General features: G+C 50.6%; 6 protein-coding genes. 1 reads left to right on the plus strand and 5 read right to left on the minus strand.

What is annotated here, in order from left to right:
* Nucleotides 1–386 precede the first annotated feature (386 nt).
* The 3 genes from FD23_RS08005 to FD23_RS08015 all read right to left on the minus strand — a co-directional run bounded on the left by FD23_RS08005 (nt 387) and on the right by FD23_RS08015 (nt 3,543).
* Nucleotides 387–1,013 (minus strand): TetR/AcrR family transcriptional regulator, encoded by a 627-nt coding sequence (locus FD23_RS08005; RefSeq protein ID WP_052933808.1) that lies wholly within the window; start codon nt 1,011–1,013, stop codon nt 387–389.
* Nucleotides 1,014–1,016: 3 nt separating this feature from the next.
* A complete protein-coding gene (locus tag FD23_RS08010; protein WP_052933809.1) occupies nt 1,017–3,017 on the minus strand; it encodes an ABC transporter ATP-binding protein/permease in 2,001 nt (666 codons plus the stop codon).
* 136 nt (nt 3,018–3,153) lie between these two features.
* On the minus strand, nt 3,154–3,543 hold the full coding sequence (locus FD23_RS08015) for an iron-sulfur cluster biosynthesis family protein (RefSeq protein ID WP_025895615.1): 390 nt from the start codon (nt 3,541–3,543) through the stop codon (nt 3,154–3,156).
* Nucleotides 3,544–3,702: 159 nt separating this feature from the next.
* Between FD23_RS08015 and FD23_RS08020 the strand changes: the two genes are divergently transcribed.
* On the plus strand, nt 3,703–3,927 hold the full coding sequence (locus tag FD23_RS08020) for a hypothetical protein (RefSeq protein WP_025895614.1): 225 nt from the start codon (nt 3,703–3,705) through the stop codon (nt 3,925–3,927).
* Between the two features lie 174 nt (nt 3,928–4,101).
* On the opposite strand, the gene dltD is transcribed toward FD23_RS08020, so the two are convergent.
* Together dltD and dltC are read right to left on the minus strand one after the other, a co-directional pair.
* Entirely contained in the window at nt 4,102–5,388 is a 1,287-nt protein-coding gene (gene dltD, locus FD23_RS08025; protein WP_025895613.1) for a D-alanyl-lipoteichoic acid biosynthesis protein DltD, read from the minus strand.
* Nucleotides 5,378–5,620, minus strand: a complete 243-nt coding sequence (gene dltC, locus FD23_RS08030; protein ID WP_003620019.1) for a D-alanine--poly(phosphoribitol) ligase subunit DltC — start codon at nt 5,618–5,620, stop codon at nt 5,378–5,380. Before dltC ends, dltD begins: the two co-directional genes overlap by 11 nt.
* Between the last annotated feature and the right edge of the window lie 119 nt (nt 5,621–5,739).

Consider the following 5,739-nt stretch of genomic DNA (forward strand, 5'->3'; position numbering starts at 1 on the left):
AAGTACCAACTTGCGTCAAGTGACGCAACGTTTCATATCTTACTCGCTTGTTGACTTCTTGTCAACAAGCTTTTGATATTTATTTTTGTCTTGCTTCAAGCACTTGGCTCGTTTCAAGACAAATAATACTTTACCTTCTTTTTATCCTTTCGTCAAATTAGTCATTTTATTCGGTTTATTATGTGAACACACGGCTTAGTTGTCATTTTTATTTTTTCTTTCTTTTGCCTTTTGTTTAATTTTATCTGGCTTAATCTGGGAGAAGCAGTATTTTAGTTCGCTTTTAGGTCATTTTTACCGGAAGACTTTTTCAAAAAAATGTTATTTCCCGGTAAAAAAGAAAAACCGCGGATCAAATCCACGGTTTCTTAGTTCTAGCTCTTATTTCAATCTGCTTTCTTCTTAAAGCCATTTTCCAGGTAGCTCAAGCGGCGGTCCAGGACTTGGGCCAGCTTGGCCGTATCGACGGGCCGGCCGGCTTCATAGTCTTCTGCTCCTTCACTAAGGCAGCTGATGAAGGCCAAGAGCAGGCTGTGCAGGAGAAATTTCAAGTCAGTCCGGTCCTGCAAAGCAACCTTAGCTGTCAAACCGGCAATTTCCTGAGCCGACAGGCAGGCCAGCGGGTCTTCTGCCTGCTTGGGCCGGGGCACTTGCTGGGAGTGCAGCATGTCAATCTTCCGGTAGAAGAAGGCCGCGTTTTCCCCATAGAAGATTTCATCCAGCCACTGGGGCAGGACCTTCCTGGCCAGGGCAAAAGGATCATAGCCGCTAGCAGCTAATTCTTTCCGGGCGCCTTCGATCATCCGCTGGCTGATCTGGTCACCCAGGTAAAAGTAGACGTCTTCCTTATCCGCAAAATACTGGTAAAAGCTCCCCCGGGGGATCCCCGCCGCCTTGATCAAGCGGTTGATGGAAGCTTCATCGAAGCTGTGGGTAAAAAATTCCTCCCGGGCCGCTGCCATAATCCGGTCCTGCTTTTCCTTAGGCAGGTTGAAAAAAGTCTGGCTGGGCATTTTTTACTCCTTCCGCAAAGCTTCAACTGGATCCAGCTTGGAAGCGTGGTTGGCTGGCAGGATCCCGGCGATCATGCTGATGACAATGCTGATGAGCAAGCCAGTCAAGGCGTATTGCGGGGTCAAGCTGACCACGGCCGCCTTAAAGGCTAACTGGGTGAAGCTGTTGATCCCCTGGGCCAAAAGCCAGGTCAAAGCAATGCCGACAATCCCAGAAGCCAGGCCCAGCAAAAAGGCTTCGCTGGAGAAGATCCGCCGGATGTCCTTGCGCCGGGCACCCAGGGCCTTCATGACCCCGATTTCCTGGGTTCTTTCGACTACCGAGATATTCAAGACAACCAGGATCATGATAGCTGAAACCAAAAGGGAAACTGCCGCGATAGCCGTCAGAACGTAAGTCAAAACGCTCAAGATGCTGTCAAACATTTCCGTCATCTGCTCCTGCATTGAGCCGGCAAAGCCCTTGTCCTTGGCTGCCTGCTTGATAGAAGAAGTGTACTGCTTGTCCGTTGCTGTCAAGTAGACCACGTTTGCCTTCAAGGTCAAGCCGTTGTCTTTGAAGATTTTTGCCAAGTCGCTGTAAGGCAAAAGCAGGGTTCTGACCTGGCCGGAACCGGAAGCTTCATAGATCCCGACTACCTTGACCGTTTTGGTGATAGTCTTGGTCCCGATCTGCAAACTTGCCTTGACCTTCTTGCCTAAGATCTTCTTGCCCAAGTTGTCGGCGCTGCCGCTGTCGATCATGACCTCGTCCTTGCCAGCCTTAGGCAAGCGGCCCTTCTTGACCTCTGACTTGGCGATCCCATCATTGACCGTCTTAAGGTAGATCATGCTAGCCGTCTTCTTGCCGTATTTCAGCTGGTTGGTCCCCAGGGAAATCGCGCTGTAGCCCTTCTGCAGCTTTTTGACATGGGCGATCTTCTCCAGCTTCTTTAAGTCCTGCTTACTAAAAGCCGAAGCGCTGCTGGTCCCGGACAAAGAGGCCATATTGTTTTGCTGCTGCTTGGCCAGGACTGCCTTGTCCCCGGTTTGCTGGGCCTGCATCCCCTGCTGGTGCATCTTCTGGCTGGAAGTCTTCTGGATTTCCGCGACCAGGGGGTTGGAATAGGTGCTCATCTGCCCGCTGACATAAGAGGTAACCCCCTTGCCCAGGCTGAGCATGAGGATTACGGACATGATCCCGATCCCCATCCCGGTTGAAACCAGGGCGTTGCGGCCAAACTTGGCCTTCATGTTCTTAAAAGCCAAAGAGATCGCCTTAAAGAGGCTCATCTGCTGGATCTTAACTTCAGTTCTCTGCTTCAGGTGGTGGTCCAGGGGCTTTTGTTCCTGGTCGCTGACGATCTGCCCCTGGTCGATCCGCAGAACCCGGCTGCAGTGGCTGGCCACCTTGTCTGAGTGGGTAACCATCAGGACCAGCTTGCCTGAAGCCGCGATGTCTCTGATCATGTTCAAAATCACGTCAGTCGTGTCCGCGTCCAGGGCCCCGGTTGGTTCATCGGCGATGATCACGTCCGGATCATTGGCCAAAGCCCGGGCAATGGCCACCCGCTGCTTCTGCCCGCCGGACAACTGATCGGGCTTCTTGTGCATGTGGTCCTTCAGGCCCACCTGGGTCAAGAGCTCTTCCGCCCGGCCGCGCCGCGTTTTTTCATCCGCGTTGGACAGGGTCATGGCGATTGACACGTTGTCGATCAAGTCCAGGTGGGGGATCAAGTTGAAGTTTTGAAAAATAAAACCGATTGATTTCTTATGGTAGTTAACCATTTCCTTTTGGGAAAAATCACGCAGGTTCTTCCCTTCGTATAAAATGGCCCCTTCAAAGTCAGAGTCCAGGCCCCCGATCGTGTTCATCAAGGTCGACTTGCCTGACCCAGATTCCCCGACGATGGCGACCATTTCCCCGGCGGCAAATTTCGCATTGACCCCGCGCAAGGCCTCGTACTGGCCCCCGCCCGGCATCTTGTAGTACTTTTTGACGTCTTTCAATTCAAGAACTGTCATCTATCCGTCTCCTTATGCAAAAATATGACAACTTGTCATATGACATGTTGTCATATTAATCCCTCTTCCAGCTTCTGTCAAGCAAAATAAAAAACATGACCCCGGAAAATTCCGAAGTCATGTTTTTTTCACGTTCTTAGCAGCTGGCGCCGTTTTGAATCTGTTCAGCGGTAAGTTTGCTTGGTTCGTAAACGTTGACGCCGACTGCGCTGTCAATCAAGCCGCTGCCGTCGCTCAAGGACAGCATCCCGTACTGTTCACCAACGCTCAAGCTGTCATCCAAGAAGCCCATTTCCGCCTGGCCCGTGTACAAGTCTAGACCTAAATCGTTGTCGATCTTGATTTGGTAGTCCGAGTCTGCCTGGTCCAGGGCGACGAACTGGAAGTTAGCCCCGATCGTGCAACTTCCGCCCTGCAGTGAGTACTTGTTGGACCCGTCATTTAAAGCCAGGATCAAGACTGGCTTGTTTCCCAGCTTCTTTTTCAAAAATTCTCCAGCTTCCGGACTAAAAGTCATTTTAACCATATTGTTACCTCCCATCGGAATTAATTATTTTTTGATAGTTTGAGCATAGCACGTTTTTTCTCAGCAAAAATTGATCCAGGTCAATTTTCTTCCCTCTAAGGGCGGAAAAATGCTTAAGAATGTTATAATTTCCCTAAAAAGAGTGAGGAGGTGGACCACATGACTAAAGTCAAATTCAACCTGGACGACGACCTGGCCATCCTGCTTCAGGCCTACCAAGACCAAAGCGGGACAGACAGGGACGCCATCATCAACCAGGCCGTCAAACAGCTGCTGGTCAAAAAACTGGGCAAAAAGCGGATCGCCCAGTTGCTCAAGGACAGCGAAGACGGCAGCGACTACCAGCTGGAACAGTTCTTCAGCAGCTACGACTGGCTTGAATAGGTAAACAAAAAAGCCCAATTCCACCAACATTGGAATCAGGCTCACACAGTGCGTGCCAAAGCAAACCACATATTAAGGGCTGTTTTCGCTACCGGAGAAAACAGCCTAAGCATTTGACGCAAGATAGATTATATACTCAAACTGGCTTTCGGACAATCTTTTCGCCCCGAAAGCTTATTTTTTTAATTTTGCCAGGACGTCTTTATTCGTCAAAGCCACCGTCGGCAGCTTTTTCTTTTCCCGCCAAGTCTTGGTCAGGTAGTAGTCGTTAATCGCGTATTCCGGTTCCGCGTACTTCTGCTCCATAAAAGGCTTGACTGCCTGGTCAACGGCCAGCCAGCCGTTCCAGCCCAGGTGGATGGTGTCTTCCATGAAGTACTTCTTCTTGCCGTCCTTGGACAGGTCATAGATGTTGTCAAAGCCCTGGCTGATCAGCTGGTGCTTGATCTTAGTCGTAGCCGTGTCATACATCTTCTGTGACAAACCAGTGTACTTCTGCCACTTGGCGTTAACTGGCGGAATAATGAAGAGGACCTGGGTCTTGTCCTTGGCGAACTGGTTCAAGAGTAGCTCGAAGTCCGAGTATTCCGGGGATTCAACATAGTTGAACTTCTTCTGGCTCCCCTTCAGTTTCTTGAGCAGCTTGGCATTCAAGCGCTTTTTGTAAAAACTAGTCCGGATCCCAAAGCGGTTGCCCTTGGTATCCTTCTTGGCTTCCTTCTCTGAGGCCTTCTTCAAGCCCTCGTAAGAGTAGGTATCCGGCAGCTTGGCCCCCTGCTGCTCAATCTTTGGCAGTCGGTCGCGCAGCTGCAGGGAAGTAAAGAACTTGTCTTCCGTGGAGTAGGTCTGCTGCCGCCAGCGGAGGTAGTAGCGCTCCATCTTGGAGATCCCCACCCCGGCCGCGATTTCCAGCAGGGCATGGTGGATCACGTGCTCACTCTTCACGCTTGGCATTTGCAAAAGGCGGCGGGCCGCGTAGCGGTCAGCTTCCGTGTCTTTAGCGTTCAAAATAAAGTCGCTGGCATGCAGAGGCGAGTAGTAGAGGCTAAAGGCATCCGGGTTCTGCCCCTGAGGCGTGAACCATTGCGGTGAAATAATCACCACGGCCTTCTTGCTTGGCGCCTCCTGCATCCCCAGGTACTGAGCCAGAGACTGGCTGCCCGGTCCCCCAAGCAGGAAAGGCGTGTAGGAACGATGGTACTTGGTAGCCAGGACAGTCGGGTGCATGTTGTCAAAACGCGACAGTTCACTTGACCCGTAGAAAGGCACATAGCCCTGCTTATAGGCCTTCTGCCGCATGGCCTTGCCCTTGAATACAGTAATGGTCTGCGAAGCGGCGGCCTGGAAAAGGCTGCCTTTTGAGAAGGTCCGCTCCCAAGGCAGGGATAAGATCCCCATCAGCAAGAGCACCGCGCAGATGACTGGCCCAAAGATCAGCCAAAGTTTTGTCTTATTCTTCATCTTGCAGTTTCTTCACCTGTTCAACCAGCTTGTTCGGGGTGTTCCAGTCGTCGCGGTTGAATTCAGAAACCGGAACGGTGATGTCGAAGGTTTCCTGCAGGGTCAAGAGCATCTGCACAGTGGTCATGGAGTCCATGATCCCGCTCTCGTAAAGTTCTTGGTCCATGTTGTCTGAGAAGTCTTCACCAGTTGCTTCAGCTAAAATGTCAACGATTTGCTTTTGAATATCCATGATTTTCCTCTTTCTTGTTAAATCTATTTCTTTATTTCTCGTCGATTGTAAAATCAAATTGAACACTGTTCCGATCCAGTAAGAAAAATCGTTTTCACTGGATCAGAGCACAAAAAATC

This window comes from Lactobacillus delbrueckii subsp. delbrueckii DSM 20074 = JCM 1012 (assembly GCF_001433875.1).
In the GTDB taxonomy this organism is placed as follows: domain Bacteria; phylum Bacillota; class Bacilli; order Lactobacillales; family Lactobacillaceae; genus Lactobacillus; species Lactobacillus delbrueckii.